The organism is Rhizobacter sp. P3_B12 (genome assembly GCF_056402895.1).
In genome coordinates this window covers 1-1,810 of the sequence record NZ_JBFUGN010001143.1, presented here as the reverse complement: position 1 = coordinate 1,810, position 1,810 = coordinate 1, and the positions used below count along the sequence as shown (strand labels likewise).

Sequence of the window (1,810 nt, the reverse complement as noted above, 5' to 3'; positions counted from 1 at the left end):
ACCAGCATGTGCGTGCCGACCAGCACGCCGAGCTGGCGCGGCCCGGTGAACTGGAACTCGAAGGCGACGCGGCTCGCATCGAACTGCGGGTCGAGCAGGTCGCGCCCGAGCGTGGTGTTGCGGTAGCCGATGCCGGCCAGTGACGCGAGCGTCGGCAGCACGTCGACCTGCTGCGCCCAGTGGTCGATGCGGCGCGACGCCACGTGGCCGGGCGCGTACACGAGGAATGGCGTGTGGCCCTGCGTGATCGCGAGGTCGTGCCATGATTTCGGCAGGTGCGGCCCGGTCACGCCGATGATGCCGTGGTCGCCGATGAACGCGAAGATCGTGTTCTTGAAGTACGCCTCCCTCTTCGCCGCCGCCATGAAGCGGCCGATGCACCAGTCGAGGTAGGCGAACGCGCGGTACTCGTCGAGCGAGATGAAGCCGTTGTCCTCCAGCTGCGCATCGGTCGGCGTCGGCGGCTGGAACGCGGCCTGGTCTTCGTCGGGGATGGTGTACGGCCGGTGGTTGCCGCTGGTCTGGATCATCGCGAAGAACGGCGTCTTCTGCGCGCGGAACATCTCGTTCGCCTCCAGGAAGAGGTTCTTGTCGGAGACGCCCCACACGTCGACCACCGGCGATTTCAAGCGCGTCTGCTCGACGATGTCGACGTCGTCGATCGCGGCCGTCAGCACGCCACGCACGTTGGCCCACGAGGTGCTGCCGCCGATGAAGTAGAACTTCTTGTAGCCGGCGAACTCGTTGATGATCGACTGCTGGTTGGTGGCCGCCGGGTTGCGCGACGCGGTCGATTCGACCGAGACGTCGGGCATGCCGGTGACGGTGGTGAACACGCCGCGCGCGGTGTGGCCGTGCGCGCTCATCATGCGCGTGAACAGCAGGCCGTCCCTCGCGAGCGCGTCGTAGCTGGGCGTCGCGCCCAGCGGGCTGCCGATCGCGCCGACCTTGTGCGCCGCGAAGCTCTCCAGCAGCACCAGCACGACGTTCATCGGCTGGCCGGCCCGCTCGGGCTTCGGCGCCACGGTGCGCAGGAACGAGATCGGCTCGCCCGGCTTCAGCGGCGGCAGGCCGACGAAGGCGCGGATCGCATCGGCATCGGGGCGCATCTGCGCGTCGCCCAGGCTTTGCGCGCGGAAGGTCCAGGTGTCGTACAGGTTGTGCAGCGGGTTCAGCGACAGCTGTTGCGCGAACGCGTTCTGCAGCTCGATCGAATCGCTCCAGCGCAGCGGGTACTGCGAGAACTTGCCGTGGATGCCGAGCACGCCGAGCAGCACCACCAGCGTCTCGGCCACACCCACCTGCCAGCGCTTGCGCGGAGCGGGCGGCACGGGGTGCGCCGAGGTGCCGACCACCAGGCGCCACAGCCAGCCGAAGATGAAGTGGCACAGCACCAGCCAGGCGATGACCGCCAGCGCGATGCGCCCGACCGGGTAGGTCTGCGTGACCATGCCGGTGGCCTCGCCGATGTCGCGCGCCAGCGAGATGACGACCGCCGTCAGCCGCTGCGCGAGGTAGGCGAAGTGGCCGGCATCGAGCACCACGCCGAGCGCCCACACGAAGGCGGCGAGCATCCAGTACGTCCACCAGAAGGCGCGCGCGCGCGGCGGGCGCAGCCAGCGGCCGACCCACGGCAGCGTGGCCAGCAGCCAGGCGAGCAGCACGCTGTCGAGCGCGACGCGCAGGTCGAAGCGCGCGCCCAGCCACAGCGCGGCGGCCCAGTCGCCGGCCGACAGCGCCGCATCGGGCGGTGCGAACCAGAGGCCGAAGACGGCGCGGCAGACGGTGCCGACGACGAGGAGCACGGCGG

General features: G+C 70.0%; 1 protein-coding gene. It reads right to left on the bottom strand.

All coding sequences use genetic code 11. From position 1 onward, the window contains the following. The coding region (locus AC1D01_RS33080) for an LTA synthase family protein (protein ID WP_477873713.1) at window positions 1-1,810 on the bottom strand (1,810 nt) is incomplete at both ends.